This is a genomic window from Nakamurella sp. A5-74 (genome assembly GCF_040438885.1).
Classification (GTDB): Bacteria; Actinomycetota; Actinomycetes; order Mycobacteriales; family Nakamurellaceae; genus Nakamurella.
This window is the reverse complement of the sequence record NZ_CP159218.1, coordinates 565,355-592,062: the sequence shown is the minus strand read 5'-3', so window position 1 is coordinate 592,062 and position 26,708 is coordinate 565,355. Positions and strand designations below refer to the sequence as shown.

The 26,708-nt window shown below is 68.8% G+C and carries 27 protein-coding genes; 10 read left to right on the top strand and 17 right to left on the bottom strand.

What is annotated here, in order from left to right:
- Positions 1-9 precede the first annotated feature (9 nt).
- From ABLG96_RS02580 to ABLG96_RS02570, 3 genes are read left to right on the top strand one after another with little or no spacing between them, the layout of a single operon-like run.
- A complete protein-coding gene (locus ABLG96_RS02580; protein ID WP_353649869.1) occupies positions 10-1,356 on the top strand; it encodes a hydantoinase/oxoprolinase N-terminal domain-containing protein in 1,347 nt (448 codons plus the stop codon).
- Positions 1,357-1,358: 2 nt separating this feature from the next.
- Positions 1,359-2,456 carry a DUF917 domain-containing protein gene (locus ABLG96_RS02575; protein WP_353649868.1) on the top strand — a complete coding sequence of 366 codons (1,098 nt, stop codon included), beginning with the start codon at positions 1,359-1,361 and terminating at the stop codon, positions 2,454-2,456.
- 10 nt (positions 2,457-2,466) lie between these two features.
- Positions 2,467-4,053 (top strand): helix-turn-helix domain-containing protein, encoded by a 1,587-nt coding sequence (locus ABLG96_RS02570; protein WP_353649867.1) that lies wholly within the window; start codon positions 2,467-2,469, stop codon positions 4,051-4,053.
- On the opposite strand, the gene ABLG96_RS02565 is transcribed toward ABLG96_RS02570, so the two are convergent.
- The 6 genes from ABLG96_RS02565 to ABLG96_RS02540 all read right to left on the bottom strand — a co-directional run bounded on the left by ABLG96_RS02565 (position 4,043) and on the right by ABLG96_RS02540 (position 10,237).
- Complete coding sequence (locus ABLG96_RS02565) at positions 4,043-5,734, bottom strand: hydantoinase B/oxoprolinase family protein (RefSeq protein WP_353649866.1); 1,692 nt, start codon at positions 5,732-5,734, stop codon at positions 4,043-4,045. The two genes, ABLG96_RS02570 and ABLG96_RS02565, sit on opposite strands and share 11 nt — an antisense overlap.
- A 1-nt stretch (position 5,735) precedes the next feature.
- Positions 5,736-7,781: a hydantoinase/oxoprolinase family protein gene (locus ABLG96_RS02560; protein ID WP_353649865.1), complete on the bottom strand. Its 2,046-nt coding sequence runs from the start codon at positions 7,779-7,781 to the stop codon at positions 5,736-5,738.
- A 182-nt stretch (positions 7,782-7,963) separates the two neighbouring features.
- Entirely contained in the window at positions 7,964-8,893 is a 930-nt protein-coding gene (locus ABLG96_RS02555) for an ornithine cyclodeaminase family protein (protein WP_353649864.1), read from the bottom strand.
- Between the two features lie 67 nt (positions 8,894-8,960).
- Positions 8,961-9,296 carry a VOC family protein gene (locus tag ABLG96_RS02550; RefSeq protein ID WP_353649863.1) on the bottom strand — a complete coding sequence of 112 codons (336 nt, stop codon included), beginning with the start codon at positions 9,294-9,296 and terminating at the stop codon, positions 8,961-8,963.
- Between the two features lie 69 nt (positions 9,297-9,365).
- Positions 9,366-9,917: an SRPBCC domain-containing protein gene (locus tag ABLG96_RS02545; RefSeq protein WP_353649862.1), complete on the bottom strand. Its 552-nt coding sequence runs from the start codon at positions 9,915-9,917 to the stop codon at positions 9,366-9,368.
- On the bottom strand, positions 9,917-10,237 hold the full coding sequence (locus ABLG96_RS02540; RefSeq protein ID WP_353649861.1) for a metalloregulator ArsR/SmtB family transcription factor: 321 nt from the start codon (positions 10,235-10,237) through the stop codon (positions 9,917-9,919). The genes ABLG96_RS02545 and ABLG96_RS02540 overlap by 1 nt, the downstream gene beginning before the upstream one ends.
- A gap of 224 nt (positions 10,238-10,461) precedes the next feature.
- Between ABLG96_RS02540 and ABLG96_RS02535 the strand changes: the two genes are divergently transcribed.
- Both ABLG96_RS02535 and ABLG96_RS02530 read left to right on the top strand, forming a co-directional pair.
- Positions 10,462-11,175, top strand: a complete 714-nt coding sequence (locus tag ABLG96_RS02535; protein ID WP_353649860.1) for an SRPBCC family protein — start codon at positions 10,462-10,464, stop codon at positions 11,173-11,175.
- 97 nt (positions 11,176-11,272) lie between these two features.
- Positions 11,273-11,659: a helix-turn-helix transcriptional regulator gene (locus ABLG96_RS02530; RefSeq protein ID WP_353649859.1), complete on the top strand. Its 387-nt coding sequence runs from the start codon at positions 11,273-11,275 to the stop codon at positions 11,657-11,659.
- On the opposite strand, the gene ABLG96_RS02525 is transcribed toward ABLG96_RS02530, so the two are convergent.
- Entirely contained in the window at positions 11,632-12,267 is a 636-nt protein-coding gene (locus tag ABLG96_RS02525; protein ID WP_353649858.1) for an ATP-dependent Clp protease proteolytic subunit, read from the bottom strand. The genes ABLG96_RS02530 and ABLG96_RS02525 overlap by 28 nt on opposite strands.
- On the bottom strand, positions 12,267-12,872 hold the full coding sequence (locus ABLG96_RS02520) for an ATP-dependent Clp protease proteolytic subunit (RefSeq protein ID WP_353649857.1): 606 nt from the start codon (positions 12,870-12,872) through the stop codon (positions 12,267-12,269). Before ABLG96_RS02520 ends, ABLG96_RS02525 begins: the two co-directional genes overlap by 1 nt.
- A 144-nt stretch (positions 12,873-13,016) precedes the next feature.
- On the opposite strand from ABLG96_RS02520, the gene ABLG96_RS02515 reads away from it, so the two are divergent.
- Together ABLG96_RS02515 and ABLG96_RS02510 are read left to right on the top strand one after the other, a co-directional pair.
- Positions 13,017-13,991, top strand: a complete 975-nt coding sequence (locus ABLG96_RS02515) for a cation diffusion facilitator family transporter (protein WP_353649856.1) — start codon at positions 13,017-13,019, stop codon at positions 13,989-13,991.
- 147 nt (positions 13,992-14,138) lie between these two features.
- Positions 14,139-15,188, top strand: a complete 1,050-nt coding sequence (locus ABLG96_RS02510; RefSeq protein ID WP_353649855.1) for a GGDEF domain-containing protein — start codon at positions 14,139-14,141, stop codon at positions 15,186-15,188.
- Here ABLG96_RS02510 and ABLG96_RS02505 read toward each other — a convergent pair.
- From ABLG96_RS02505 to ABLG96_RS02475, 7 genes are all read right to left on the bottom strand, one after another.
- Entirely contained in the window at positions 15,133-17,046 is a 1,914-nt protein-coding gene (locus ABLG96_RS02505; RefSeq protein WP_353649854.1) for a GGDEF domain-containing protein, read from the bottom strand. The genes ABLG96_RS02510 and ABLG96_RS02505 overlap by 56 nt on opposite strands.
- Before the next feature lie 473 nt (positions 17,047-17,519).
- Positions 17,520-18,104, bottom strand: a complete 585-nt coding sequence (locus ABLG96_RS02500; RefSeq protein WP_353649853.1) for a DUF3618 domain-containing protein — start codon at positions 18,102-18,104, stop codon at positions 17,520-17,522.
- Positions 18,101-18,520 (bottom strand): phage holin family protein, encoded by a 420-nt coding sequence (locus ABLG96_RS02495; RefSeq protein ID WP_353649852.1) that lies wholly within the window; start codon positions 18,518-18,520, stop codon positions 18,101-18,103. Before ABLG96_RS02495 ends, ABLG96_RS02500 begins: the two co-directional genes overlap by 4 nt.
- Positions 18,517-19,281 carry a hypothetical protein gene (locus ABLG96_RS02490; RefSeq protein ID WP_353649851.1) on the bottom strand — a complete coding sequence of 255 codons (765 nt, stop codon included), beginning with the start codon at positions 19,279-19,281 and terminating at the stop codon, positions 18,517-18,519. The genes ABLG96_RS02495 and ABLG96_RS02490 overlap by 4 nt, the downstream gene beginning before the upstream one ends.
- 40 nt (positions 19,282-19,321) lie before the next feature.
- Positions 19,322-20,113: a PRC and DUF2382 domain-containing protein gene (locus tag ABLG96_RS02485; RefSeq protein ID WP_353649850.1), complete on the bottom strand. Its 792-nt coding sequence runs from the start codon at positions 20,111-20,113 to the stop codon at positions 19,322-19,324.
- Between the two features lie 94 nt (positions 20,114-20,207).
- Positions 20,208-20,540, bottom strand: a complete 333-nt coding sequence (locus ABLG96_RS02480) for a hypothetical protein (protein ID WP_353649849.1) — start codon at positions 20,538-20,540, stop codon at positions 20,208-20,210.
- 178 nt (positions 20,541-20,718) lie between these two features.
- On the bottom strand, positions 20,719-21,438 hold the full coding sequence (locus ABLG96_RS02475; protein WP_353649848.1) for a GAF and ANTAR domain-containing protein: 720 nt from the start codon (positions 21,436-21,438) through the stop codon (positions 20,719-20,721).
- A gap of 187 nt (positions 21,439-21,625) precedes the next feature.
- On the opposite strand from ABLG96_RS02475, the gene ABLG96_RS02470 reads away from it, so the two are divergent.
- Together ABLG96_RS02470 and ABLG96_RS02465 are read left to right on the top strand one after the other, a co-directional pair.
- Entirely contained in the window at positions 21,626-22,405 is a 780-nt protein-coding gene (locus tag ABLG96_RS02470; protein ID WP_353649847.1) for an SDR family oxidoreductase, read from the top strand.
- 42 nt (positions 22,406-22,447) lie between these two features.
- Positions 22,448-23,284 carry a helix-turn-helix transcriptional regulator gene (locus ABLG96_RS02465; RefSeq protein ID WP_353649846.1) on the top strand — a complete coding sequence of 279 codons (837 nt, stop codon included), beginning with the start codon at positions 22,448-22,450 and terminating at the stop codon, positions 23,282-23,284.
- Positions 23,285-23,326: 42 nt separating this feature from the next.
- On the opposite strand, the gene ABLG96_RS02460 is transcribed toward ABLG96_RS02465, so the two are convergent.
- Together ABLG96_RS02460 and ABLG96_RS02455 are read right to left on the bottom strand one after the other, a co-directional pair.
- Entirely contained in the window at positions 23,327-25,213 is a 1,887-nt protein-coding gene (locus ABLG96_RS02460) for a phosphoenolpyruvate carboxykinase (GTP) (RefSeq protein ID WP_353649845.1), read from the bottom strand.
- 315 nt (positions 25,214-25,528) lie between these two features.
- Positions 25,529-26,422: a M20/M25/M40 family metallo-hydrolase gene (locus tag ABLG96_RS02455; RefSeq protein ID WP_353649844.1), complete on the bottom strand. Its 894-nt coding sequence runs from the start codon at positions 26,420-26,422 to the stop codon at positions 25,529-25,531.
- 37 nt (positions 26,423-26,459) lie between these two features.
- On the opposite strand from ABLG96_RS02455, the gene ABLG96_RS02450 reads away from it, so the two are divergent.
- The gene (locus ABLG96_RS02450; RefSeq protein WP_353649843.1) at positions 26,460-26,666 is read left to right on the top strand and encodes a hypothetical protein; all 207 of its coding nucleotides are present in this window, start codon (positions 26,460-26,462) and stop codon (positions 26,664-26,666) included.
- The last annotated feature ends 42 nt before the right edge of the window (positions 26,667-26,708 follow it).

Genomic DNA, 26,708 nt, shown 5'->3' with positions numbered 1-26,708 from the left:
GTCACGTGCGTGTCGGAAGCGCCCGTTCACCACTCCCGCACCGTCCTGGCGATCGTCCTGGACGGCGAGGAGGTCTGCGGGGTCACTGTCCGGGATCGCAGCATCGTGGCGCACCGGGTCTTCGACCCGGACACTGATCCTTCCGAGATCCTGGCGGCGTTGGCGGAGACCGCAGACCATTCCCCGAGCGATCCGGTGGAGGTCACCCTGACCATCGGCGGGTTGCTGACCGCGCTGCTGTCCGACGGGTCGACGGACGCCGGCGTCGCCGTGGTGCGGATCGTCCCCCGCCCGGCCAGCGATCCGAGCCTGGGTCGCAATCCCCGGCCCAGGGTGGAACGACTGGTGCGCAACCGGTTCAGCGTGCAGGGCGGTTGTGACCTGTTCGGACGGCCGGTCAGCGCTCTCGACGTGGCCGGGGTGCAGGAGGTGGCCCGCCAGGTCGCCGCGTTGGGTATTGATTCCATCGCCGTGGTGGGCAGCGGTTCGACAGCCCATCCGCACCAGGAGCGGCAGGCCGCCGACATCCTCCAGGCCCGGTGCGGCTCGGCCAGGATCATCCTCGCCGGCGATCTCGGTGGCCAGGGTTTCGTCGCCCGTGAGTCGACAGCCGTCCACGATGCCGCCCTGTTCGAGCCAGTTGATCGACTGCTCGGTGCGTGGGAAAGTGCTGCGGCGCGAATCTTCCCCGGCAGCACGACGCATGTGGCTCGCAGCGATGGCGGCCTCTCGACCCTGTCGTGGGCCCGGAACCATCCGGTGATCCTGCTGTCCTCCGAGTTGTCGACGACACTGCTGGGGGCCGCCGCGGACGCCGGCCTCGATGCGTGCCGGGTCCGGATCCACACCCACTCAGGACAGCTGGAGGGTGAGGTGCGCGATCGGCTGGTCGTGGTCGGGACGGACGCCTGGGCCTCGCTGGACGGTCCCATGGGCTGGGACCTCGTCATCCCGCAGGCGGAGTTGTCGACCGTCTTCGCGCACCCGTGGCCCACCGACCATCCGGACCGGGACGAGGCCGCGACCGAGGCAGTCGTGGAGCCGACGCTGCACCGGAATCTGTTGGCCGGGCTGGGTTCTGCCGTCAGCGCCCCGTCCGCCTGGGTCGATGAGGTCGCCTACATCACGACCGCGGAGCAGCTGACGACCCTGCGCGAGGACGTGCGGACCAGGGTGATCACGTTGGCGACCGCGAACGGTGCCGCGCCGGGTTCGGCACGGGTGGTTGAGATGTCTGCCATCGCCATGCCGTTCACCCCCGCGGGAACGGTGCGGATCACCGCCCGCGCAACGGGTTCACCGAGTCCGGGTCGCCGGCTCGTACCGGACACCGCTGACCGTGTCAGGGCAGGCTGACGGTGCCTCCGTCCCGTCCCGCTTCGGGAGCCCAGATCACGGCTGCTGACGTCGCTGCGCTCTACGCCGGTGCGAACTTCTACTCACCGTCGGTGGGCGACACCACCAGGGTCACGTTGATCGACTGGCTCACCGGGCTGCTCGGGGAGACCGGTCCGCTTCCGCTGCTGAAGCCGGAGTCGATGCCGGCGACGAGCTGGTGCGCGGCGTTGTGCATCCTCGGTTCGGGCGCCGCGCTGGCCGACCTGCCGCCCGCCGGTGACGAGTTCGTCACTGCCGTCCGCACCCTGGAGCGCACCATCGATCGGCCGTTGGCCGCTGTGTACCCGTTGGCCGCGGCGACGGTCAGTGCACTGTTCCCGGTGATCGCCGCCGCGCAGCTGGGCCTCCCTCTGCTGGACTGCGACGGGATGGGGCGAGCCTTCGCCCAGATCAACCAGACGACCATGTTCCTGGCCGGCCTCTCGGTGTCGCCGGCGGTCCTCACCGGCGCGGCCGGCGAGACGTTCACGCTCACCTCGCCGAACTCGGAGCGAGCAGATGTGTTGTCCCGCAGCGCCTTGGACGTTCTGGGCGGGTGGGCGGCATTTGCGGCGTATCCCGCGTCCATCGGGGACACCGCCCGCGGCGCCTCCCGGGGCAACGTGTCGCGACTGCTGGAGGTCGGCCGGCTGCTGCTCGAACCGATGTCGACGGACCTGCTCGTCAACCGACTCTCCGCGGTGAATGCGACCCGCCGGATCGCCCGCGGCCGGATCGTCGACCTGGAACACCTCACCCGTCCGGCGGACCTGTCGGTGCCGACACACCCCACCAGCGCGGTGCTCGACGAGGTGGGCGGAGCGATCCTGCGGCTGGAACTGCGCAGCGAGATCGTTGCCGCGTTCGTCGACGGTGTCCTCACGGCCGCTGCTCCGGATCTGATCTCCCTGTTCGATGTGCGCTCGGGCAGGATGGCCGCGTTGGACAGTCTGGAGAACGGAGACCTGCTCGACGTCCTGGTCACCCCTGCCGATGCGGTCTGGTACAGCCCTGAGGGTCTCGCCCTGGTCGGTCCGAGCGTCCACCACATCCCCCTCGACCATCCCCGTCGTCGCTGAGGAAGGCTCCATGACACCGCCCGCAGCGTTCTCCGCGCCGACCGTCCCGCTGACGATGTCCGAATTGCTGCGGCTGGACCCACTCGCCAAGGTCGAGGTCGCGCACCGCAGTGCAACGGACCAACCCGTCCAGGGTGTCGACCTGGCCAACTCCTTCGCCCGTCTGCGGCGAGTACCCCCGCACACCCTGGTGGTGCTCAGCGACGAAGCGGACAGCGGTGGATGGTCGCTGGCCACCTCGTTGCACCTCGCCTGGGAGCGCGCAGCGGCGGGGGTGGTGATCTCCAGCCGGTCGCTGAGCGCTTCCGGCTCGCTGCTCGCCGAGCGTCTCGACATCACGCTGCTGGTCGCCGAGCGCGACCCGGTGGACCTGGCCCTGGCGCTGGCCGCGCAGGTCAGCGCTCCCGGTTCGGCCAGAGCACTGAGGATCGCGCGCTGCGCCGAACAGTTGGCCGACCAGACCGCGATCCGGGGCATCATCGCGGTACTGGCGCGTGAGCTCGACCCGCTCCCGGTGGCCCTGGTCGCCGGCAGCACCCTGCTCGCCGGACGGGCCGCTGCCGTGGCCGACAAGCCCGGCACGCAACTCGTCAAGGTCCCGGTGACCACCGCAACGGGACATCTCTTCGCCGAACTCGTGACGCGGATCCCCGCCGGTGCCGGCGACAGTGGGACGGTCGAGTCGTTGCTGGCCCTGGGCCGGACCCCGATCCTGGCGGCCTGGGCGCAGGGTCGCCTGCAGCAGGCCGGCCGGGTCGAGTTGGAGCGCGTCTCGTTCCGGATGCTGCGCGAAGCGGCAGCTGCACCCGCCGTCCTGGATCTGCCACTGGCCACCGGACTCACAGAGCCCGCGTCCTGGCCCGGCGAACTGGGCTGGCAGCTCGACGGCATCAACCGGGCGATCTGGCTGACCCGCAGCACCCCCACCGCGCCGCCGGCGGACGGTGAGCAGGACGAGATGACCCAGCTGGTCCACTCGCTGTGGCACACAGTCCTGCCGAACTGGCCGCTCGCCCCTGACGAAGACGGCTGGGTCTCGTGGAGCACCGGCAGCACCGATCGCCCCGCTGCGATGCGCCGCGCGGCCCGCTCACTCAGCGACCTGCTATCCCGGCACGGCCTCGTCGCCGGGATCGGAGGCGCACATCCCGGCGCCCGCGGGTTGGTGCGCTCACGTGAGGAGGCCCGACTCACCGCCAGGGTCGCCACCACCCTGGCCGCAGGCTCCATCGAATGGTTCGACCAGATCGGGGTACGCGCCGCGCTCGGCTGGCTCCCGATCCATTCCTTGGAGGGCGTTGCACAGCTGTGCCTGACCGACCTGCTGGCCGCGAAGGATCGACGCGCGCTCATCTCGACGGTCCTCGCGGTCCTGGACAACGGCGGCTCGCTGAGCGTGGCCGCCGGAACCCTCGGGGTGCACCGCAACACCGTTCTGGCCCGCCTCGCCCGGGCACGCGAACTCGGACTCACCTTCGATCAACCGCAGGTCCGACTGGCCGTCCACACGCTGTGTTTCGCGCTCGACACCGCCTGGGGGCACGCAGCGATGGAACCGGACCGCACCCCGCCGGGACGTCGGGAACTCATGCGATAGGCAGGGTGATCCCGTACTGGGCCTGGGCGAATTCGGCGGACAGGTACCGGTCGCGGACGTCGTCGAGCACCGCGGCCGCCGGCCGCTCGGTCGCATCCCCGTAGCCGCCACCACCACCTGCGGCGCAGCGCACCACGTCGCCGGCCCGCAGTCGCAGACCGTTGGCCTTGAGCACCCGGCGTTCGTCGGCGCGGCCCGGGTTGATCACCACGTCGGGGCCGATGGCGTCGCCCCCGCCGAACAGACCCCAGGCAGGCTGACGGGACCGCTCGAACCACAGCGACACCGTGCAGTCGGTGAGCGCCTCGTACTCCCGCTGCACGCCGTTGCCACCCCGCCAACGACCCGGGCCGCCGGAGTCGGGACGGATCCGATAGTTCGTGATCCGCCACGGGTACCGGGTCTCGTAGACCTCGATCGGAATGTCCTTGAGGGATCCGTTCACGTTGTTGATCAGCGCACTCTCCCCGTCCGATCCGTCCCACGCTCCCCATCCGCCGACGGTGGCCTCGAGGCTGACGAAGTCGCGCTTCGTCCGCGGATCGTTGCCGGAGGTCAGGATGATCATCGAGTCCCCGTGGCTGGCTCCCGCCACCCGGTCGGGCATCGCCGGCGCGAGGGCCTTGGCGACCATGTCGATGAGCAGTCCCAGGTGCGAGAAGTACCACTGGCACGCGGCCGGAGCGACCGCACCGAGCACCGATCCCGACCGGACCTGGGTGCTCATCGTGCGGAACGAGCCACCGTTGCCCGGCAGATCGGGGCTGACCAGCAGCTTGTAACCGACCCGCAGAGCCGAGACCGCCTGTGCTGCACCGCAGTTGACCGGTCCGACCGCCTGGTCGGCCGACTCGGTGACGTCGAAGTCGATGGTGTCTGCTGCGACGGTGACGGTCAGCCGGATCGGGATCGGCGTGTCGAGGTCGATGCCGTCGTTGTCGAGCACTCCCTCCGCGCGATAGACCCCGTCCGGTATCGCGCTGATCACCGCGCGTTCGAGTTGCTCTGTCTGGCGGAAGATCTCGTCCCGCGCTGCCTCGAGGACGTCGAGGCCGAAACGTGCGACCAATTCCTGCAACCGCTTCTCCCCCATTGTGATGCACGCGATCATCGCGTGCATGTCACCGCTCGTCGGGTAGGGGAAGCGCACGTTGTAGGCGATGGTGTCCATCACCGACCGGACGTGCCGACCGCCCTCCACGAGCTTCATCGCCCCGAGCCGCAGGCCTTCCTGGAAGATGTTGACTGAGTCCATCGAGCCGCCGGGATCCTTGGACCCGACATCGATCCAGTGCGCCCGCGAGGCGGTGAACCCCACCAGCAACTCGCCGACGAAGACCGGCCCGAAGATCGTCACATCGTTGAGATGGGTACCGCCCAGGTAGGAGTCGTTGAGGATCCAGACGTCCCCCGGTTCCCAGACCTCCCGGCCGAACCGCTCCTCGGTCGCCCGGGTGCAGGTCTCCAGGTTGCCCAGGAAGATGGGCAGGCCGGCCGACTGGCCGAGCACCTGGTGGTCGGCGTCCAGCAGAGCGACGACGCAGTCACCCGCCTCGTAGATGATCGGGGTGTACGCAGACCGGATCAGCGTGGCGTTCATGTCCTCCGCTGCTGCGTTCAATGCGTTGCGGATGATCTCGACCGTCACCGGATCGATGGAAGTGGCTGCAGCTACGGACATCTCACACCTCGCTCTGTGCGCGGACGATCAAGGAACCGATGGCGTCGACGGTGATGTCGTAGCCCGGTGGGATGACGGTGGTCGCGGTTGCCTCGACGATCACCGCGGGTCCGCTCAGCCGGTGACCGCTGAACAGAACATCGCGGTGCACGATCACCGTGTCGTGCTGCTCGCCGGCGAACACGACGGGGCGCACCGCATGCGCGAAGTCCGGTGAGGACGCCACGGGCCAGGCCTGCGGAGCGGGCTTGCCCAGGTCTCCCCAGCCGGTGGTGCGCAGGGTGACCAGCTCGATGGGGGCACCGAGATTGGCGTGGCCGTAACGACTCTCGTGCATCTTCGCGAACCGCTCCGCCACGTCGGCGAGGAACCTCTCGCCGGAGGATTCGTCCGCGCTCTCCAGCGGCACCGTCAGGGTGTACTCCTGCTCGGCGTACCGGATGTCGACGGCGTGTGACACCGTCCGGTGCTCGGGCTGCACACCCTCGCCTGCCAGGGTGGTTGCGGCGTCGTCCTCCATCCGGCGCAGATGTGCCGCCATGTCGGCAGCGTCCAGGTCGGCCTCGGGCCGGAAGTACGGCTCGGTCAGGTCCTTGCGGATGCGGGTCTGCAGCATCCCCCAGGCGGAGAACGCGCCGGGGAACCGCGGAACGATCGTCTCGGTGATGCCCAGTTCGGCGGCGAGGAACACCGCGTGCATCGGGCCGGCGCCGCCGAAGGCGACCATGCTCGAGTCCCTGGGCTCGATTCCGCGGGAGACGGTGATCGTCCGGATCGCCTGCGCCATCTTCGAATTCGCGACATCGCAGATGCCTTCGGCCATCGCGACGTCGCTGAGCCCGAACGCGGATCCCAGTCCCGCCACGGCGGTCCTGGCGGCGTCGACGTCGAGCGTCAGCTGACCGCCGGCGAAGCCTTCCGGATCGATCCTGCCGAGTACCAGGTTGGCATCGGTGACCGTCGGTTCGGTGCCGCCGCGGCCGTAGCAGGCCGGACCGGGCCGGGCACCCGCCGACCGCGGGCCGACCCGGAGCCCACCGGCTTCCGCCCAGGCGACCGATCCACCGCCGGCACCGACGGTGTGGATGTTGACGACGCTCATCAGCATCGGCAAGCCCTCCAGGTGCGCCTCGGCGGTGACGTCCGGTTCGCCGTCGACGATCAGCGAGACGTCGAACGAGGTGCCGCCCATGTCGATGCCGATCAGGTTCGGACGCGAAGAGACGGCCGACAGCTCGGCGCAGGCGATGGCGCCGCCGACCGGTCCGGACAGCAGCGTCTGCAACGGTCGTCGTCGTGCCGACTCGGCGGTGAGGATGCCGCCACTGGACTGCATGACGTGCAGCGGCACGTGCAGGCCCTGATCCGTCAGACGCTGCTCGAGGTCCAGCAGATAGCGGCGGACGATCGGACCGGTGTAGGCCTCCACGACCGCTGAGGACGTCCGCTCGTACTCGCGCCATTCCTTCGCGGCCTCGTGGGAGAGCGAGACGGTGAAGTCCTCGCCCAGTTCCTCCAGCAGGATCTCGCGGGCCCGCAGCTCATGGCTCGGGTTGGCGTAGCTGAACAGGAACGCGACCGCGATCGCGCCGTGCCCACCTGCAGCGGCGGTGTGTGCCGCGGCGCGGACCGCCTGCTCGTCCAGGGAGCTGAGTTCGGTGCCGTCGGAGGTCATCCGGCCCCCGATCCCCACCACGTCCCGACGAGGGACGAGCGGCTCCGGTTTCCGGTAGTGCAGGTCGTAGAGCCGGGTCCGCGGGCCCCGCGCGATGTGGTAGCTGTCCTGCACGCCGTCGGTGGCCAACAGCAGCACCGGGACCCCGCGTCGCTCCAGGAAGGCGTTGAGCCCCTGGGTGGTTCCGTGGACCAGGAAGCCGATGTCGGCCGGGCTGTCGACCACCGATCCCAGTCCGGTCAGCACGCCATCGCTCAGGTTTCCCGGTGTGGTGGACGCCTTGCCCGCGCTGAACGCGCCGGTCTGTTCGTCATAGGTCACGACGTCGGTGAAGGTGCCGCCGATGTCCATGGATACGCGGATGCTCGTCATCGAATCTCCCCTGGTGGTGAACGATGACGGCAGCGTAGGAACGCCCCCGCAACGGCGGCTGTGCGCGACGCCCACACGATCACCACGCGCCGGTGCCGGTAGCCCCGTGCGAGCCCGACGGGGCAGGTCACCGGCGGCGACGGCACTGCGGACGACCACCGAGCTCGACCACCGAGCGGTGGTCAGCGCCTCGCCAACACCGCTCCGGCGATGGCCAGGTCTTCCCAGGCCATCCCGACGCTCTTGAACACCCGCGGTCCGGCGATTCCGGCCGGGATCCGGGCGCCGAGCGGGAGCAACGATCCCGGATCCAGCACGCCCTCCTGCACCGCCAGGATCACGTCGCCGGCCTCCCGAAGTGCGGTGGGCACATCCTCGACCAGCACCACGGCGGCGCGAGCGAACACCGCTGCGTCGAGCTCCCGAGAGACGGGCTCGTGGGAACCGACCGCGACGACCAGCGCATCGTCGGCGAGCCAGGAACCGTCGAAGAGCGGAGTCCTCGCCGTGGTCGCACACACCACCACTTCGGCCCCATGGACCGCCTCCGCCACCGCCGCGCTCCGGTCGGCGACGATCCCGAGGACCGGTCCTTGGAGGTCGACGAGCTGAGCAGCCGCTCGTGCCAGACCTGTTGCGTCCCTGGCGATCAGCGTCGTTCCGGTGGGCGGACGGACGGCGTCGAGCGCCCGTGCGTGGGCGATCGCCTGCGGCCCGGATCCGAAGACCACCAACGCGCCCGGTGTCCGATCCGGTGGTGCCAGCTGCAGGATGCCATGGGTCGAGACGGCGGCGGTGCGCAGCTCGGTCAGTGCCGGACCGTCGATCAGTGCCCGCGGGGTGAGGGTGTGCTGGTCGAAGACCAGGTACACACCCTGGATCCGAGGGGCACCGAGCGCCGGGTTGTCCGGCGCGATCGTCAGGACCTTGATCCCGACGGCGTCCGGCGACTCGGCCGGCATCAGCAGGAACTCGCCCCGCGCCAGCGGGACGGCACTCCGTGCCGGGCCTCCTGCGCGGTCGGTGACAGCCGCGCGAGCGATCGCCTCGACCACCACCGGCCACGGCACGGCGGCGACGTCGTCGGGGCCCAGGTGCGGCAGCAGGTACATCGGAGCAGCATCCCAGGACGGCCGCGTCCCCCGGGCATGAACCCGCACGGAACGTGCGGCCCGCCGGTCAGCCGATGGCCAGCTGCCAGGAGATGCCGAACCGGTCGTCCACCCAGCCGAAGGGTCCGAAACCGTAGTCGTCGAGCGGCATGAGCACCCGGCCGTCCTGGCTCAGTCCGGTGAACAGCCGTTGCTGCTCCTCCTCCGTCGCGCAGTCCAGCCACATGGACGTCGCCGGCGTGAAGTCCCACTCGTGCTCGACAAAGCTGTCGCTGCACCGGATGTGGGCTCCGCCGATGGAGAACTCCGCCAGCATGACGGTCCCGGCCCCGGGCGAGCCCTCGGGACGACGGTGGATGAACAGCACCTCACTGTCGTCGAACTTCTCGACGTAGAAGTGCATCGCGCTCTCGGCGCTGTGTCCGTTGGAAGGTCAGGAACGGCACCGGCTTCGACATGGTGTCCTCTCGGGTCAGGGTTGAGGTGTGAACAGGGAGGCGTACTGATCCCGCACGCGCTCCCAGCCGTACTGGAGGGACTCCGGGCCGACCACCCGTGGCGCGTCGACACCGTCGTCCAGCAGGCCCAGCACACCGAGGCAGACCTGCCAGCCGGCACCGTAGAGCGGGGCCTCGGTGCGGTCACCGAAGGACTGCTCCAGCGTGAGGTGGGTGCCGTCGGGCACCGCACGCAGCCTCCACCGCAGGACGTTGGATCCCCAGCGGTGGACGAGCTCGTCCGGAACGCGACACTGCAGCACCTCGACATCCACCGGCTCGGTGTCCGGCGACTCCCGTGACAAGGCTGGTCCCGCCGAGTCCAGCACGCGATCCGGCACGATCGGCGACCATCGCACCAGCTGCGCCGGATCGGTGAGCATGGGCCAGACCTCGGACGGCGGATGGGCCAGCACCCGCCGGACCGTGAGCACCCAGGTGCCGTCGTGCTCGCTGAGTTCCGCGTCCGTCGGCGCAGCGGCGATACGTTCGGCCGTCAACAACCGGATGTCGAAGTCGTTGCTCATCAGGGCTTCTCCCGTTGTCGGCGGTCGGCGTCCAGCGCGTCGGCCAAGGAGTCGAATGCCTGCGACCACCTGCGGTGGTAGGGCTCGACCCAGGCCAGCACATCCGGCAGTGGCTCGTCACTCAAGCGGTACACCCGGCGTCTTCCTGCGACCTCGACCGTGACGACACCGGCCTCGCGCAACACCCTGAGGTGCTTGGACACCAAGGACTGGGACAGACCCAGGGTGTCGACCAGACCTGCGACATCCCTGGCCCCGACGCGCAGCTGGTCCACGATCCGCCGTCTGCTCGGTTCCGCGATCACCGCGAATCCGTCCATCCATCGATGATGACTGCGCGTTCATATGAATGTCAAGGCATGCGAGTGATTCGTCGAGGAGCCGGTGCAGTGCTCGTCGCGCGTCGCTGTGCACCGCCCCGCCCTGGGCAGCGCGGCCCGCCCGCGAGGACAGGTCCGAGGTCGGGGACGGCCCACTACGATGGGAGCGGCGCAGGTAGCAGCACCACTGCGGAAGTACTGGGTCATCGACGAGAGGCTGGACCGTGGAACTGGAGCATCGCTTCGACCTGCCGGTGGGGGTCGACCAGGCCTGGGCAACACTCACCGACGTCGGGATCGTGGCCGAATGTTTCCCGGGCGCCCACCTGGAGAAGGTCGAAGGCGACACCTTCACCGGCTCGCTCAAGTTCAAGGCCGGCCCGCTCCGCTTGACCTACAAGGGCACAGCCAGGTTCGTCGAGAAGAACGCGGCGGCGCACACCGCGACACTCGAGGCGACCGGCACCGAAGGGCCGGGCAGCACCGGCACTGTCATGGTGACTGCCGTCGCGAAGCCCCTGTCCCCCAACATGACCCAGGTCGATGTCGTCACCACTCTGTCGCTCACCGGTCGCCCGGCGCAGTTCGGCCGCCCGCTGATGGTGGAGATCGGCAACCGGCACATCGGACAGTTCGCCGACGCGGTGTCGACCAAGTTGGTCGGCCGCGGTACCGGCGGCGCCGAACTGGTGGACGTCGAGAACCCCGACACCATCGCCGCGGCCCGCCGCGAGCAGGCCCTGCACAGGGGCGACGACAGCGGGCAGTACGTCCGACGGGTCACCGGCGACCGATCCGCCGCACACCGCTCCGGCGACGGCCGGCTGAGCTCCCTGCTGACGACCGCGCTGCCCGCGGCGCTGGTGTTCGTCGGGGTGATCCTGCTGCGGAAGTTGCTGCGGAAGGATGCGGCGCCGGCCGCACCCGCCGACAGCTGAACCCTGCTGCCGGGACCACCCGACGGGCCCAGCGCGTCAGGTCAGCCGAGGGCGAACAACCTCCGGGCGCGGCGTGGGAAGGTTCTAGGGTCGGGACATGGACCGACCGGAGCCGTCACCGACCCGTAGCGCCGACCGCGAAGAGGGTGGACGGGTCCTGGAGTTCCGCAGACCGGGTCCTGCCGCCGAGTCCCCCGCCATCGACCCGCTGTGGCGCGAACTCGCCGGCGCGCGGCTGCGCGCCCGACGCACCGAGCTCGGTCGTACCCTGGGTGAGGTGGCACAGCGGGCCGGCATCAGCCCGCAGTACCTCTCCGAGGTCGAGCGCGGTCTGAAGGACCCGTCGTCCGAGATGCTGGCATCCATCTGCGGAGCCCTGCAGCTGGACCTGGCAGAGTTATTGCGGCACAGTATTCTTCAGCTCGGTCTGACGAGCATCCGTTCCGCCGGCGACCGTCACGGACCGGTACTGCTGGCCGTCTGAGCCGGGCCACCGCTCTGCAGCTTGTGCGGCACGACGATGCGGTCCGCGAGACCGTAGGCGACTGCCTGCTCGGCGGTGAACACCTTGTCGCGCTCGGTGTCTGCGAGCAACTGATCCGTCGACCGCCCGGTGTGCAACGAGAGCACCTCGTTCATCTGCTCCCGCACCCTCAGCACCTCCTGGGTGTGCAGCGCCAGATCACTGATCGTGCCGCGACCGCCGATGGACGGTTGGTGCAACAACACCCTGGCATGCGCGAGGATCGCCCGCCTACCGACCGAGCCGCCGGCCAACAGGACCGCTGCGGCCGAGGCAGCCTGTCCGACGCAGATCGTCGCCACGGGAGCATGGACGAACTGCATGGTGTCGTAGATGGCCATTGCCGCCGACATCGAGCCACCCGGCGAGTTGAGGTACAGGCAGATCTCCAGGTCCGCGGAGTCCGAATCCAGGTGGACCAGTTGCGCGACCGCCACGTTGGCCACGTCGTCGTCGATCTCGGTGCCCAGGTAGATCACCCGGTCCGACAGCAGCCGCGAGTAGACGTCCATCGCGCGTTCACCGTTCGGCGTCCGCTCGATGACGTCCGGGATCGTGAAGTGCCCCATCAGTATCCCAGCCCCGAGTTGCGGCCTGCGGGCCGGATCTCCGCGAGCGAGGAGACGACCGAGTCGACGAACCCGTAGTCCCGTGCCTGTTCCGCGGTGAACCAGCGGTCGCGGTCGGAGTCCGCCTCGATCGTCTCGACCGACTGACCGGTGAAGGAGGCGTTCAGCTCGTTCATCACCTGCTTCGTGTGCTCCAGGCTGCGGGCCTGGATCTCGACGTCGATCGCGGTTCCCTGCACGCCGGCAGAGCCCTGATGCATCAGGATCATGCTGTGCGGCAATGCAAATCGCTTGCCACGGGTCCCGCCCGCGAGCAGGACCTGACCCATGCTGGCCGCCAGTCCCATCGCCACCGTTGCCACGTCCGGCCGGATCGCGACGATCGTGTCGTAGATCGCCAGGCCGGCGGTCACGGAGCCGCCAGGAGAGTTGACCAGGAGCAGGATGTCGCGCCGGGGGTCCTCCTCGGCCAGCAGCAGCAGCTGGGCACAGATCCGACTCGCCAGCGGATCATCCACCTCCCGGTCGAGCTGGATGATGCGTTGGTTCTGCAGTCGGTTGGCCAGTGTCTCGGACAGGCTCTCGGCCTGGGTCGGTGTCGTCATTCCTCCCACGCTGCCTCGCGTCCACCATCGGCCGCACCCTTCGCTGCCGGCAGAAGATCTGCTGTCAGCAGCGAAGAATCCCCGAGCTGCGCGGCGGGCCTGCCCGCCGGCAGTTGCTCGGGATCATCGGTGGATGATGGGGTGATGCCCGAGGCCGCCCCGCTCGAGAACATCCCCACCGGTCGGTCCGAGGGTGGTTCCGAGAGCACCACCACCGTCGTGATCGCCTTTGTCGCGAACCTGGCGATCGCGATCGCCAAGACCTTCGCGGCCCTCATCACGGCCTCGGCGTCGCTGGTTGCCGAGGCCGCACACTCCTGGGCGGACGCCGGCAACGAGATCTTCCTGCTGATCGCGAACCGACGTTCATCGCGAGAACCCGATAGAACCCATCCGCTCGGCTTCGGTCGGGAGTCCTATGTCTGGTCGCTCTTCGCAGCGCTCGGGCTGTTCGTCGCCGGTGCGGCCGTCTCGATCACCCACGGTATCCAGGAGCTCGTCAGCCCAGAGGCCTCCAGTGAGTTCCTGGTCGGCTACCTGGTACTCGCGCTGGCCTTCGTGTTCGAGGGCTTCTCCTTCCTGCAGGGGATCAGACAGGCCCGCAAGGAAGCGGCGACGCTCGAGCGCGACCTCATCGACCACGTCCTGCGCACCTCGGACCCGACGCTGCGCGCGGTCGTCTTCGAGGACGCGGCGGCGCTGATCGGTCTGCTGATCGCGGCGGCCGCTCTCGGCGCCCACCAGCTGACCGGCTCACCGGTGCCGGATGCGATCGGTTCGATCCTGGTCGGCGTGCTGCTGGCGGTCGTCGCGGTCGTCCTGATCAACCGCAACCGCCGGTTCCTGGTGGGTGAAGAGGCCGATGCGAGCACCCGGTCCGCGGTGATCCGAGCGCTGCTCGCGCTGCCCCAGGTGGATCGGGTCACCTACCTGCGGCTCGAGATCGTCGGCCCACGGATGATCAACGTGGTCGGCGACGTCGACATCGCCGGCGACCAGGTGGAGCACCACGTGGCGGTGATCCTGCGGGACCTCGAGGCGAGGATGCAGGCATCACCCGCGGTCGTCGGTGCTGTGCTCTCGCTGTCCGCCCCCGACGAGGAATCGCTCACGCCCTGAACGATCGGCCAGTACTCGTGCCTGAGGGCAGCGGCGCAGTGCGGCGGGCGAGCCGGCGAGCCGGCGAGCCGGCGGACCAGGATCCGGTCGGCCGGTGGCCGGGGCGGATACATTGATTTGGTACGGGGATGACGATCGAGGAGAGACGTGCTGTTCTTGCGACTCAACCGGATCGCGGCCGATCACCGACGTCGGCGACCGATGGTGGTGCTCGGGACGCTGGCGGGAATCGCGGCCATCGTCTTCGTGGGGGTGCTGTCGGTGTGGAACGGCGTTGCCGCCCTACCACTTCTTCCCATCTGCCTGGGCGCCTGCCTCCTGCAGGCCATCGTCTACTTCGGCATCCCATGGCAACGAGTGCCACGGGTCGCCATCCTCGTGGTGCCCGCCGTCTGGTTGGGTGGCCTGGCCGCCTGCGGCCTGGCCATCGGGCCGCTGGCCACCAACTTCGCAGGGCTGCCGATTCTCGCCTTCCTGTTCGCGGGTCTCACCCAGGCTCGCTGGCGCTCCTTGTGGTTGCTGCCCGTCAGCGTGCCCGCCTGGCTGACGTTGGTCACCGAGACAGGCGCGACGATCGTGCGCCTCTGGCTGCCGGTCGCGCTGATCCTGTGGATCGTCATCGCGGAGGCGACCGCCTACCAGACCAACAACCTCCGTCGCGAGATGCGGCGCCTGCACCGAGAGGTCGACCTCGACCCGCTGACCCGGCTCGCGAGCCGCCGGGTCCTGCCCGAGGTACTGCGCGACGTCGCCGACGGCGACGTGCTGGTGTTGATCGACGTCGACCATTTCAAGTCCATCAACGACACCCACGGGCACGCGGCCGGGGACCAGGTGCTCAAGGAGTTCGGCCGGATGCTGTTGCGGTGCCTGGGGCCGCACGACGTGGCGATCCGGTACGGCGGCGAAGAACTGCTGGTCGTGCTGGCCCACCCGACCCCGCAGGCGGTGACGTCCTTCGATCGATCACTGCGCCGGGAGGTCCTCGAGATCCGACCCCGGGTGTCCTTCACCGCCGGAGTGTCCAGGGTGGTCCCCGGCGAGAGCGTCGATGATGCACTCGCTCGCGCGGACGCCACGCTGTACGAGATGAAGTCCGCCGGCCGCAACCGCGCCGGCGGCGACATCGGGCCGCGGGACGTCACCCACCCGGCACCGGACAGCCGGCCTGCCGCGGGTGTGGTCGACGGGGTGTGATCGCACTCGATGGCAGAGGCGCAGGGCGCTCGGGCTGCGGCCGGCTCGCCCGGGTGGAGGTAGCAGGCTGCCAGCTACTTCCGGCTCGGCGGTCGAGCTGCTCGGGTCGCAAAGGGTGGGACCAGAGGAAGCCCTGGCCGTAGCGGCAGCCGAGTGCCATCAGGATCTGACGCTCCCCGTCGGTCTCGATGCCTTCGGCGGTGACCTCGAGGTGCAGGGTACGGGCGAGGGTGAGAATGGCCTGGATGATGCCGGCCGCCGCCGGGTCGTGCCCGAGGTCGGTGACGAAGGACCGGTCGATCTTCAGCACATCTGCCGGCAGATCCCTCAGCTGCGCCAGCGACGAGAAGCCGGTACCGAAGTCGTCGATGGCGATGTGGACCCCCCACTCCCGCAGCTGGGTGACAGTGGTGCGGGCCGTGCTGGGGTTGGGAACGACGGCGCCTTCGGTGATCTCGAGCCAGAGCTGGTGGACCGGGACGTCGGTCTCGTCGAGGACCTGCCGGACGAGGGTGAGGAATGCGGGGTCTGCGAGCTGGCGAGGGGACACGTTCACCGCCAGCGCGACGTCCGCCCAGGCCGGGTCAGTGGCACGCCACTGCGCCATCTGCGCACACGCGGTCCGCAGCACGAACTCGCCGACCGCTCCGATCTGTCCGTTGTCCTCGGCCGCAGCGATGAACGTCGTCGGCGGCACGTCACCGCGGGCGTCGGACGTCCAGCGTGCGAGGGTCTCCACACCGATCAGCCGGCCGTCCGACATGTCCACGACCGGTTGATAGGCGCAGAACAGTTCTCCGCGGGTCAGCGCACCGCTCAGGTCTGCTTCCAGGCTCATCCGGTCAGCGGCTTCCGCGCGCAGCCGGGCATCGTAGACAGCCACCGAGTTGCGTCCGGATCGCTTCGCGGCATACATCGCCAGGTCGGCGTTGGCGATCAGGTCTTCGGCACGCAGAAGCGTCCCAGGCAGGTGCATTTCGATGCCGACGCTCACCGATAAGGACACGGTGGTTCCCTGGACGGGCAGTGACTGCCGCAGCACCTCGACGATCTCGTGGGCGAACCGCTGGGCGTGCTCCGGTGATGTGACATCCGGACAGATGAGGAGGAACTCGTCGCCGCCGATCCTGGCGACTGCGTCTGTGTCGCGCGCGCACGCGGTCAGTCGGCGTGCCACCTCGGTGAGGTACTGGTCACCCGCGGCATGTCCGAGCGTGTCGTTGACGAACTTGAACTGGTCGAGGTCCACGAACAGCACTGCTGTCCCGGCGGTGGCCGTCCGGGTCAGATCGGTGAGCACCCGGAGGGCCTCGGTGCGATTCATCAGCCCGGTGAGCGCATCCTGCGCCGCGGCGCCGCGCAGCGCGGCCACGAACCGAACCCGGGAGATGGCCACCTCCGCCATGTTCACCCAGCGGGTCATCTGCCCCAGATCGTCCTGACTGGGTGCTCGAACCTCCCGGTAGTACAGGGCGAACGTCCCCAGAACGCGTTGTGAGCCATCGATGATCGGCACCGACCAGCACGCACGGAAACCCGCCGAGAGTGCCAGCTCACGGAAATCGTCCCACAGCGGGTCGGAGGCGATGTCCGTCACGATGACCGTCTCACGGGTGTATGCCGCAGTACCGCACGAGCCCACCGACGGCCCGATGGTCGCTCCGTCGATCGGTTGCCAGAACGACAGGGGAAGGCTGGGCGCGGCCCCGTGCAGCAACCGGTCCTCGTCCAGCAGCAGGATGGAACACACCGTGCCGGGCGACGCCTTCTCCACCGTGCGGGCAAGGGTGTCCAGAACCTCGGTCAGCGCAGCACCGGACACGATCAGGTCCATGAGCTTCGTGATGGCACCGGGCATGCCATCACAGCCCGGGCCCCCGTTGTGGGGCGGCGGAGTGTGCCTGCGGACAGGCGGCACCGAAGACGGATCAACGCCAGGACGCATCGGACACCTCGAAGCTCTCCACCGCGCGACTGGAGCAGCGCTGGACACCTACCATCGACGACCCGGTCCCCCACCGCCACCTTTTGTCGATCCATCACCCGTGCGGGTGTCGCAGACGGGCACTCGTTCACCCGTACGGGCGGCCGCCGGCGGCGGCGGTGGAACGGTCATCCGTGAGGCGACAGCCGTCGTGGCGTGCTCCGACGTGTGTTCAGGCCTCGGCGGCCCCGGACCGGCGGATGGCCTGGGCATCGGCACGCTCGCCGCGGTCCTTGTGGGGCTCGATCCGGCATGATGACTGCTCCTTCGCGGCAGTGCGAAGGCCGGGTGGACCCGGAGGGCCCACCCGGCCTTCGACTGCAGTGGCGGGTGGTGCTACGAATCGTTCAGCTGTCGGACGAGTGCTGCTGCACGGTGTCCTTGGCGTCCTGAGCCTGGCTCCTGACATCGTCCGCGGCGGAAGCACCCTCGTTCTTGACCGCATCCACTGCCTCGCCGGCGGTGGACTTGATCGACTCAACAGCCTGCTGGGCGGGCTCCTGCAAGTTGCCCGCCGCATCCTTGGCCGCATCGGTGACCTGATCCACCAACGGTTGCGCCTGCTCCTTGACCGCAGCTGCGGCCTGCGCCTCGGGCTTCGACGCCGGGAACAGCGAGGAGACCAGCACGCCGAGACCGAACGCGATCGCGCCGGCAGCCATCGGGTTCCCGCGGGTCTGCTCCTTCACCTGGCCAGGGGCACCCGTCACCGCATCCTGCGCCGATGACAGGGCGCTGCCTGCAGAGGAGCTACCGGAATCGGCGGCCCCCATGATGTGGTTGCGAACGTTGGTGGCGGATCCTCGGATCCGCCCGACCTGACGCTTGGCGATCTGGCCGGGGCTGACCTTGTCCCCCAGCTCGTCGACATCGTTGGACAACTCGGAACGGGTCCGCGCGATCTGCGCACGGATCTCATCAGGTGTGGTCATCGTCGGTTCTCCTCTTCGTGACCCTTGACGGCGTTCGGGATCTTCTGGACGGTTTCGGCAGTGCGGGGCAAACCGCGGATGGACTGGAACTCCTTGCGGCCCAACATCACCAGTACGACCGCGATGATCGCCCAGATGACGGCGACGATCAGCGCAGACCAGGCGAGACCGGTGGCGTGGCCGAGGCCCCACCACAGGGAAATGGACAGGAACAACAGCACGAAATGGCCGGCGAAACCGGCACCGCCGAACATGCCTGCACCCTTACCGGCCTTCGCTGCCGATTCCTTTGCCTCGGCCTTGGCGAGTTCGATCTCCTGGCGCACCAGGGTGGACAGGTCCTCGGTGATCTCCCCGATCAGCTCGCCGAGTGGTCGAGGATCTGTCGTCTGCGACGGGGGAACGGGGTGGCTCATCCGTCCACCCCGGGCAGGTTCCCCCGACCTCGCAACGAAGTGTCGCTGAAGTCCGATGCCCCGAGACGATCGGCGAGCTCACCGGGAGACGACGGGGCCACGGCCGGAGTCGTCATCGCGCCGAGTTGCGCCGGACTGTCGGAACGGCCCGGTGCGACCGCCGGTGCGGAGGCATCCGACGACGCGTCCGAACTCGCGGACAGACCGCGACCGAGGCGGCCGGCCAGCACACCCGCGCCCAGAGCCGCGACCAGGAAGACGCCCGGCTTGCGGCGGGCAAAGGCGCGCACGTCGTCGAGCACTCCCTGGGGGTCACGATCCTCCAACCACCCGGCCAGCTGATGGACGCGGTCAGCGGCCTGATGCGCAACATCGGTGGCGACACCGGGCTGGTCGGAGCCCTTGGCCATGGCGGTGAGTTGCTCGCCGAGGGACCGCAGGCCGCCGGCCGCCTTGGTCTGCTGCACCTGCGCCTGGTCGGACAACTCGGACCGGGCTTGCCCGACAACCTGCTTGACCTGGGTCTTGGCCTCCTGCGCGACCTGCCCGACCTGCTCCTTGGCAGTACCGGCGACCTGCTGGGCGGCGTCCTTGGCTCCGCCGGCGACATCTGCGGCCTGCGACTTCGCGACCTCCGTCGTCGATCCGGCGTCATACGGTGCTGAATTCTTGACCTGCGGCACGGGGGGTGCCGACGGAACCCCGTGCGGCACTTCGGTTCCGAACGTGGTCGGGGTGGGCGTGAACGGCTGATCAGTCATGAATGTTCTTCTTCCGTGAGGGTGGAGGTCGGTGAGCCGCTCAGCGGTTGTCGGCGTCCCGATCGGTGACGGTGCTCGGGTCGTCGACCTCGATCTGTTCCTTGCGGACCTCGCCGGAGACCTGCTCCTGCTCGGTGACGGTCTCGGTGCCCAGGCGCACCCGTTCGACCGGCACTGCCTCGGTGGTCACGACCGGCCGCTCGGCGTGCAGGACGACCTCGTGCTCCTCCTCCGAGATCGTCGGTCCGTCGACGGCGTTGCCGACGTTGGCGTCCGTGATGGGCTCGCGCTCGATCCGGACCTCTTCGTGCGACACCGGGACGGTGGTCGTCTGCTGCTCGGTGACGACGTACTTGCGCAGCCGGGCACGGCCGGCCTCGACCTGCTCGGTTCCGACCGCGAGTTGCTCCTCGGACCGGGTCATCGCCTCGTCCGTGGTGGGACCGGACGTGTCGTAACCCTCGGTGCCGTGGGCGTTCTGCGCATCCAGGTCCATGTTCCGGGTGTCACTTCCGGCGCCGAGATGCTGCTGGTAGTAGTTGTGCAGCGAGCCCTGCTCATCCGCATCGAGATGGCTGGCATCCCCGATGTCCGGCGAATCCTTCACGACGTCCTTGCCGAACGGCAGCACCAGGTTGTCGCCGTCCAGACGGGATCCCTGCAGCGGCACGAAGTTCTCCTTGGTGCCGAACATTCCGGTGTTCACGGTGACCCAATCGGCCCGGCCGGTCTCGTCGTTGAGGTAGACCTGGCCGACCGAACCGATCTTGTCGCCATCGGGTCCGACCGCGGTGCGGTTCAGGAAGTCTTCGGGGCTCTGGGCGTTGGTCATGAGTGCTCCTTGGAAGCGGGAAGTGCGGTGCGGTGGGTGTGGCACGGCGCGTTTGTTTGGCCTGCGACTGATGTGAGGAGTGGGTCCTGCGGGGTCAGAGAAGCTTTCCGAGCCCGCCGAGGCCACCCAGCTTGCCGAGCAGCTCCTGAGGGTTGATCCCGAACTTGCCGAGCAATCCGGCGTCGCGGTCCGTGCCGACCCGGTCAGGGAGTTCACCGGCGGCCCGGTCGGCCTGATCCGCGGATCCCCGGTCTGTGAGGACTGGCAGGATCTGATCCTTGGGGATGTTCACGTCGCTCCTCGAACCTCGGTGGTCGGTGGGAGTACTGCTTGGCACACCCTTCGTCCCCGCCAGCTTCAGGAGGTAAACCCACAACTCGACGAACGCCTCCGCGTCACCCGAACGCCGAGCCAGTCGCTCCCGCATCCTCCGCGCCGGGTGTCCGACGTCAGCTGAGGTGCGACGGTTGGTCTGGGTACACTGCCCAGCTCGTCGGCGGCCGGAGCCTGTCGCGCAGCCTGTTGCTCGCCGGTTCCCGCTGCGAAAGGGTGCGAACGGCTGAGCAACCCGCAGCAGATCCCGGGGGCGCCCGCCACGCTGCGTCCTACTCGTCCAGCTCCGCCCCGTCGGCCGCCATCGGCAATTCCCCTTCGCGGATCAGACGTTCCGCGACCAACTGCAGCTTGGTGTTGGTCTGCTGCGACACCCTGCGGAGCACGCCGAACGCCTGGGGCTCGGCCACCTTGAACCTCTCCATCAGGATGCCCTGCGCCAGACCGATCCGATGCCGCGCAGTGATCGCCTTCCACAGGTTCTCGTCCTGCCGACCGTGGGCCAGTTCGATGGAGATCGGGACCGCCGCCAACCGCGCAACCTCCACATCCTCGGTCGTGAAGTCCTGCCGGTCGCCGAAGAAGAGGTTCAGCGCACCCATGGTCTGATCGTGGTGGTAGAGCTGGATGCTGATGACTGCCCGGACGCCCTCGCCCGCGACTGCCGGACCCCACCGCGGCCAACGCGACCCACTGACGACATCGTTGGAGCGAATCACCCCGTCATCGTCGTAGGCGGCCTCCACGCAAGGTCCCTCACCGAGCTCGTACTGCAGTCGGTCTGCCGCTTTCGCCCGCTCGTCGGTGGCGGCCCGGGTGCGGAATTCGTGCTTCCCGATGCGCTCGGTGATGCTCACGGAGTCGGCCACACCCATCTCCACGATCGCGGTCGTGGCCGCCGCCAACGACCCCTCCACATCGTCCACTCGGACCTCGCGAGCACGACTGAGCAATGTGTCCGTCAACCTGTCCCGGCCCAGCTCCACCGACACGGCTCCTCCATTCGACCTGACCACCGGCACCGATGTGTACACCGTAAACCTTACCGGTGGGACGAGCCGCTCCCCTCAAGACCTCCGGTTCGGGACGGCGTGGCGGGTGGCGCCGTCAGCCGGGGACGATCCGTCCCCGGTTGAGTCGGACCTTCATCGAGCGGGCTCTGCGGGGCAGGCTCGGTCCATGCCCACACAGACACATGACTTCCACCGGATCGCTCTCGTCACAGGCGGCAACCGCGGCCTCGGTCGCAGCTCGGTACTCGCCCTCGCCGCGAGTGGCACGGACGTCGTACTCACCTACCGTTCGGGCGAGCAGCAGGCCACCGGCGTCATCGCTGAAGTGGTCGCACTCGGCCGTGAAGCCGTTGCACTGCAACTCGACACGACGGAACCCGACACCTTTGCCGAGTTCGCCGCGACCCTCCACGAGACCGTGCGCACCAGGTGGGGGCGCGACAACATCGACGTTCTAGTCAACAACGCGGGCTTCGCCCGGCTGACCCCACTGGGCGGCACTGAGGCCGCGACGGTCGCAGATCTCGTCGCAGTCCACTTCACCGGTGTCGTGCTGCTCACCCAGGAGCTCGCGCCGCTACTCGCCGACGGCGGCCGGATCATCAACACCTCCACCGGCCTGGCCCGTTTCACCGGCGACTTCGGCTACTCCGTCTATGCCTCGGTGAAAGGTGCCGTCGAGGTGTACACCCGTTACCTCGCGAAGGAACTCGGTCCGCGTCGGATCACCGTCAACACCATCGCACCGGGCGCCACCGGCACCGATTTCGGCGGTGGTTCGTTGCGCGACGACCGGACCGTCCGGGAACACATCGGCGCCGTCACCGCGATGGGTCACGTGGGCGTGCCCGACGACATCGGAACCGCGGTGGCCGCACTCGCCTCACCCGCCATGGGTTGGGTGACCGGCCAACGGGTCGAGGCCTCCGGCGGCATGAACCTCTGACACACCTCCCCCCACCGGCCCCGGCACGTCAGGATGGATCGTATGGACCGAGCCCAACTCGCTGATTTCCTCCGCACCCGCCGTGAGGCGCTGCAACCCCAGGATGTCGGCCTGCCCCGCGGCTCGCGTCGCCGCACCGGTGGCCTGCGCCGCGAGGAGGTGGCCGTTCTGGCCGACATCTCGGCCGACTACTACGGGCGGATCGAGCAACAGCGCGGACCCCACCCGTCCGAGCAGATGCTCGCCTCCCTCGCACGCGGGCTGCGATTGTCGACCGCCGAGCGTGACCACCTGTTCCGGCTCGGCGGGTACGCCGTCCCCAGCCGCTCCCGGCGCGGGAACCACGTCGAGGCCGGACTCCTGCGGATCGTCGACCGCCTCGCCGACATTCCGGCGATGGTCGTCGGCAGTACCGGCGAGACCCTCCTGCAGACGCCGCCGTGCGTTGCACTGCTGGGCGACGAGACGGCACACCAAGGACTTTCACGGTGTGTCACGCATCGCTGGTGGACCGATCCGCAGGCTTCACGCCGCTACCCCGAGGAGGACCGGGACGGTATCGGTCGCGCCTTCACCGCCGAGCTGCGGGCCGCCCACACCCGCGACGGCCCGGACTCGCTGGCCGCGGAGGTCGTTGCCGACCTGGAGCTGCGCAGTGCTGAGTTCCGCGCAGTCTGGGCGGAGCACCAGGTCGCCCGGCCGCACTCGAAGCACAAGCGCATCGTGCATCCCGAGGTCGGCATCATCGAGGTGTTCTGTCAGACCCTCTACGACGTCGACCAGGACCAGGGTCTGCTCGTGTTCACCGCGACCCCGGGCACGGAGAGCTTCGACAAGCTCGCGCTGCTCTCCGTCATCGGGGCGCAGCAACTCCGTTGATCCCGACCGGTCCGGGGTGTCGACACCGGCCGGGAGCATCGATCAGCTGTCGGTGCCGAGCATTCCCAGCCGCTGCTGCAAGCCTGCCAACTCCTCGTGCAGCGCCGATGGCACCGTGTCGCCCAGCTTGGCGAACCACTCCTGGATCAGGGGCACCTCGGCACGCCATTCCTCGCGAGAGACAGCCAGCGCCGCGGTGATCTGCTCCGGGGACATCCCCAGCCCGTCCAGGTCGAGCGACTCCGGTGTCGGGATGTTCCCGATCGGGGTCTCCACCGCGTCGGCCGTGCCCTCGAGCCGTTCGATCGCCCACTTCAGGACCCGTGAGTTCTCACCGAATCCCGGCCACAGGAATCCGCCGTCTGCGTCGCGTCGGAACCAGTTGACATAGAACACCTTCGGCAACTTCGAGGCGTCGGTGCTGGCGCCGATCGTGAGCCAGTGGTTCAGGTAGTCGCCGGCGTCGTACCCGATGAAGGGCAGCATCGCCATCGGGTCGCGGCGCACGACACCGACCTGACCCGTTGCAGCGGCCGTGGTCTCGCTGGACAGGGTCGCGCCCAGGAACACGCCGCTCAGCCAATCGCGGGCCTCCGTCACCAACGGGACCGTGGTCTCCCGCCGACCACCGAAGAAGATCGCCGAGATGGGCACCCCGGTCGGCCGGAAGTACTCGTCGGCGATGATCGGCACCTGGGTGATCGGTGTGCAGAATCGTGAGTTCGGATGGGCTGCAGGGGTTTCGCTGTCCGGCGTCCAGTCACGACCCTGCCAGTCCGTCAGGTGGGCGGGTGGCTCGTCCGTCATCCCCTCCCACCACACGTCGCCGTCGTCGGTCAGGGCCACATTGGTGAACACCGAGTTGCCCTGCTCGATGGCGCGCATCGCGTTGGGGTTGGTCTTCCAGCCGGTGCCCGGTGCGACCCCGAACAGGCCGTACTCCGGGTTGACCGCGTACAGCCGGCCGTCGGCGCCGAAGGTCATCCAGGCGATGTCGTCCCCCAACGTCTCCACCTTCCAGCCGGCGACCGTCGGTTCGAGCATCGCGAGGTTGGTCTTGCCGCAGGCGCTGGGGAAGGCCGCGGCGATGTAGTGCACCTGGTCCTGCGGTGAGGTCAGCTTGAGGATGAGCATGTGCTCGGCCAGCCAACCCTCGTCGCGCGCCATCGCCGAGGCGATCCGCAGCGAGTAACACTTCTTGCCCAGCAACGCATTTCCGCCGTAGCCCGAGCCGAACGACCAGATCGTCCGTTCCTCGGGGAAGTGCGAGATGTACTTGGTGTCGTTGCACGGCCAGGCCACGTCCTGCTGACCCGGCTCGAGCGGGGCACCGACCGAGTGCAGTGCCTTGATCCAGCGAGCACCGTTGTTGATCAACTCGAGCGCTCGGGTGCCCGTTCGGGTCATCACCCGCATCGAGGCGACGACGTACTCCGAGTCGGTGATCTCGACGCCCAGCATCGGCGCCGGGGCATCGTAGGGCCCCATGCAGAACGGGACCACGTACATCGTGCGGCCGCGCATGCTGCCGCGGTACAGCTCCGTCATGGTTGCCTTCATCTCGGCAGGAGCCATCCAGTTGTTGGTCGGGCCGGCGTCCTTCTCCTTCACCGAGCAGATGAAGGTGCGGTCCTCCACCCTGGCGACGTCCGACGGGCTCGAGACCACGTGGAAGGAATTCGGCTTCTTCTCCAGGCGGGTGAACGTGCCGGCCTCCACCAGGGCGTCGGTGATCCGCGTCCATTCCGCGTCGCTGCCGTCGACGAACGAGATCCTGGTCGGTTCGGTGAGCTCGGCGACCTCCCTGACCCAGGCGAGCAGATCCGGGTCATAGCCGACGTCGGATCGCTGGGCCGCCGACGACGATCCGGTCGCGGTGGTCGATCGATCCTGGTGGCGCACGGTGGGCCGGTCTGCCAATGCCGTCATGTGTTCTCCTGAGTCGAGGTGCTGTTCTCGTCGACGAAGTCATCGACGATGTCTCGGAATCCTGTTCGATCTTGTGAGATTGCCGAGAGTGGGGATTGGACACCGACGCTAACCGCTCACCTGCGCAAAGCCATCGAAGCGCCACGTGTGACCCGTCTCAGAATCGTGAAAGTAAATCGATTCAGAAGACGTAGGTCACAGCTCGTTGGGTAGATTTGTTTGATGTTGTTGAGGCCTGCCGGGCGCTGTCTCCTGCCGAGCAATCGACACCCCGCCCCGACGCCCGCGAGCGACGGGAGCCGGTGTCGCTGACGTTCAGCAGGTCGGCTCGCGCATCGCGCTCAGCACGAGCCAGGCCAACAGGACGCGCGCGGAGTCGACGAGGAACTCCTGCGAGATGTCCGCCGGGACGTCCTGCTCCGAGTGGTAGTACGGCGTCCGGAAATCCGCTCCGTCGCTCGCGAAGGCCGACGGAACGCCCCGTTCCTGGAACGCCGCGTTGTCGGAACGGTTGATGAACGCAGTGTCCGCCGGAAACGTCGCTGCCTGCACCTCGAAGTGTGGGACCCACTGCGCGGCCGCTGACCTGAAGTCCGCCACCAGCTCGTCGGATCCTTCGTAGGCCAACAGGTTCAGGTAATCGCCCGGCAGGCCCTGACTGTCGCGCTGTTGGGTGGCATAGCCGAGCATCTCGGCGCTGACCATCCCCTGCACCGAGCGGCCCGGATCCTGCACCAACAGCTCGGCCAGGGCAGCGGCGCCCGGATACTGCTCGCCCAGCTCCTCGAACGGGACCACGGCGAGCACCACTGACGCACGCAGCGGACGGCCCGCCAGGATCCGGGCGATCTCCAGGACCGCGGCGACCCCGCTGGCGTCGTCGTCGGCGCCGGGACTTCCGGGCACGGTGTCGTAGTGGGCCGTCAGAACATAAGTGGGGGTGGCGGCCGGTGCGGGGCAGCCCGACCCGGGGATCTCGACCCAGACGACCGGCAGGGTCACCCCGACAGCGGACACGTCGGTGCGACTCGGCCGCAGACCGGCCTCGGTGAACGCCCGGTCGGCATGGTTCGCCGCTGCCAGTGCCGCTGCATGGTTCTCCACGTTCGCCCTGGGTCCGACAGCAATGGTCTCGATGTGTGCCATCAACCGTCCGCGATCCACCTCGGCGACCAGCTCCGCCCCGTCGGACTGCAGCGCGATCGGCACGGATGCGGAGGGGCCGGCGCCGGATACAGCAGAGCCGGTGCTCGACGGACCGCTGTTCGCACTGCTGCTCGGCGCACTGCTGCTCGGCGCACTACTGTTCGGCGCACTGCTGCTCGGTGCACCGCCGCTCTCCGAGCCGCTCATCGACGTAACCGCCGGGCGGCTCGGTACGGGTGCCGGGGGCTTCTCCGCCGGCCCGCCCGGCGACGACACCCCCTTCGCTGCGTCGTTCGCGCTCGGTTGATCCGTGCTGCAACTCGTGATGACCATGAGCAGCGCCACCGCC

What these genes read in the sequence shown, in the direction of transcription:
- ABLG96_RS02570 (WP_353649867.1), top strand. Translation starts at nt 2,467, where the DNA reads ATGACACCGCCCGCAGCGTTCTCCGCGCCGACCGTCCCGCTGACGATG.
- ABLG96_RS02565 (WP_353649866.1), bottom strand. Translation starts at nt 5,734, where the DNA reads ATGTCCGTAGCTGCAGCCACTTCCATCGATCCGGTGACGGTCGAGATC.
- ABLG96_RS02560 (WP_353649865.1), bottom strand. Translation starts at nt 7,781, where the DNA reads ATGACGAGCATCCGCGTATCCATGGACATCGGCGGCACCTTCACCGAC.
- ABLG96_RS02555 (WP_353649864.1), bottom strand. Translation starts at nt 8,893, where the DNA reads ATGTACCTGCTGCCGCACCTGGGCCCCGACGACGTCGCCGCCGTGCCG.
- ABLG96_RS02550 (WP_353649863.1), bottom strand. Translation starts at nt 9,296, where the DNA reads ATGCACTTCTACGTCGAGAAGTTCGACGACAGTGAGGTGCTGTTCATC.
- ABLG96_RS02545 (WP_353649862.1), bottom strand. Translation starts at nt 9,917, where the DNA reads ATGAGCAACGACTTCGACATCCGGTTGTTGACGGCCGAACGTATCGCC.
- ABLG96_RS02540 (WP_353649861.1), bottom strand. Translation starts at nt 10,237, where the DNA reads ATGGACGGATTCGCGGTGATCGCGGAACCGAGCAGACGGCGGATCGTG.
- ABLG96_RS02530 (WP_353649859.1), top strand. Translation starts at nt 11,273, where the DNA reads ATGGACCGACCGGAGCCGTCACCGACCCGTAGCGCCGACCGCGAAGAG.
- ABLG96_RS02525 (WP_353649858.1), bottom strand. Translation starts at nt 12,267, where the DNA reads ATGGGGCACTTCACGATCCCGGACGTCATCGAGCGGACGCCGAACGGT.
- ABLG96_RS02520 (WP_353649857.1), bottom strand. Translation starts at nt 12,872, where the DNA reads ATGACGACACCGACCCAGGCCGAGAGCCTGTCCGAGACACTGGCCAAC.
- ABLG96_RS02515 (WP_353649856.1), top strand. Translation starts at nt 13,017, where the DNA reads ATGCCCGAGGCCGCCCCGCTCGAGAACATCCCCACCGGTCGGTCCGAG.
- ABLG96_RS02505 (WP_353649854.1), bottom strand. Translation starts at nt 17,046, where the DNA reads ATGCCCGGTGCCATCACGAAGCTCATGGACCTGATCGTGTCCGGTGCT.
- ABLG96_RS02500 (WP_353649853.1), bottom strand. Translation starts at nt 18,104, where the DNA reads ATGACCACACCTGATGAGATCCGTGCGCAGATCGCGCGGACCCGTTCC.
- ABLG96_RS02495 (WP_353649852.1), bottom strand. Translation starts at nt 18,520, where the DNA reads ATGAGCCACCCCGTTCCCCCGTCGCAGACGACAGATCCTCGACCACTC.
- ABLG96_RS02490 (WP_353649851.1), bottom strand. Translation starts at nt 19,281, where the DNA reads ATGACTGATCAGCCGTTCACGCCCACCCCGACCACGTTCGGAACCGAA.
- ABLG96_RS02485 (WP_353649850.1), bottom strand. Translation starts at nt 20,113, where the DNA reads ATGACCAACGCCCAGAGCCCCGAAGACTTCCTGAACCGCACCGCGGTC.
- ABLG96_RS02480 (WP_353649849.1), bottom strand. Translation starts at nt 20,540, where the DNA reads ATGCGGGAGCGACTGGCTCGGCGTTCGGGTGACGCGGAGGCGTTCGTC.
- ABLG96_RS02470 (WP_353649847.1), top strand. Translation starts at nt 21,626, where the DNA reads ATGCCCACACAGACACATGACTTCCACCGGATCGCTCTCGTCACAGGC.
- ABLG96_RS02465 (WP_353649846.1), top strand. Translation starts at nt 22,448, where the DNA reads ATGGACCGAGCCCAACTCGCTGATTTCCTCCGCACCCGCCGTGAGGCG.
- ABLG96_RS02460 (WP_353649845.1), bottom strand. Translation starts at nt 25,213, where the DNA reads ATGACGGCATTGGCAGACCGGCCCACCGTGCGCCACCAGGATCGATCG.